Genomic DNA, 1,007 nt, shown 5'->3' with positions numbered 1-1,007 from the left:
CCGAGAAGACACACATCCACATCTATTACCTAGAAAAGGCCAATAAAATAAAATCCGAGAAGACACACATCCACATTTTCTCATTCACTGGAGAAGAGATGGCCACCAAGGCAGATTACACTCTTGACGAAGAGAGCAGGGCAAGAATCAAAACCAGGCTGTTCACCATAAGGCAGGAAATGGCCAGCAGGGGTCTATGGGATTCCTTTCGTCAGTCCGAAAGAGGCGAAGAAACAATTGAAGAAAGATTTGAAATCACAGGAACCATGCGCAGGCTTGCCGACCAAAGTCTCCCACCGAACTTCTCCAGCCTTGAAAACTTTAGAGCCTATGTGGATGGATTCGAACCGAACGGCTGCATTGAGGGCAAGCTTTCTCAAATGTCAAAAGAAGTGAACGCCAGAATCGAGCCATTTCTAAAGACAACACCACGCCCTCTCAGATTGCCTAATGGGCCTCCCTGTTCTCAGCGGTCGAAATTCTTGCTGATGGATGCTCTGAAATTAAGCATTGAGGACCCGAGCCACGAAGGGGAGGGGATACCGCTGTATGATGCGATCAAATGCATGAAGACATTCTTCGGCTGGAAAGAGCCCAATATTATCAAACCACATGAGAAAGGCATAAACCCCAATTATCTCCTGACTTGGAAGCAGGTGCTAGCAGAACTTCAGGACATTGAAAATGAGGAGAAGATTCCCAGAACAAAGAACATGAAGAAAACAAGCCAATTAAAGTGGGCACTCGGTGAGAACATGGCACCGGAGAAGGTGGACTTTGAGGATTGCAAAGATGTCAACGACTTGAAACAGTACAACAGTGATGAGCCAGAGCCCAGATCACTAGCATGTTGGATCCAGAATGAATTCAACAAGGCCTGTGAACTGACTGACTCAAGTTGGGTAGAACTTGATGAAATAGGGGAAGATGTTGCCCCAATCGAACACATTGCAAGCATGAGACGGAACTATTTCACAGCAGAGGTGTCCCACTGCAGAGCTACTGAC

The 1,007-nt window shown here is 46.7% G+C and carries 1 protein-coding gene; it reads left to right on the top strand.

What is annotated here, in order from left to right; all coding sequences use genetic code 11:
* Positions 1–1,007, top strand: a 1,007-nt coding sequence (locus tag CVS30_RS18680) for a polymerase PA (protein WP_146233449.1), incomplete at both ends; no start/stop codon positions are given.

Source organism: Arthrobacter psychrolactophilus (assembly GCF_003219795.1).
GTDB classification, from domain to species: domain Bacteria; phylum Actinomycetota; class Actinomycetes; order Actinomycetales; family Micrococcaceae; genus Specibacter; species Specibacter psychrolactophilus.
The sequence above is the reverse complement of the archived record's forward strand: the minus strand, read 5'-3'. Positions and strand labels throughout refer to the sequence as shown.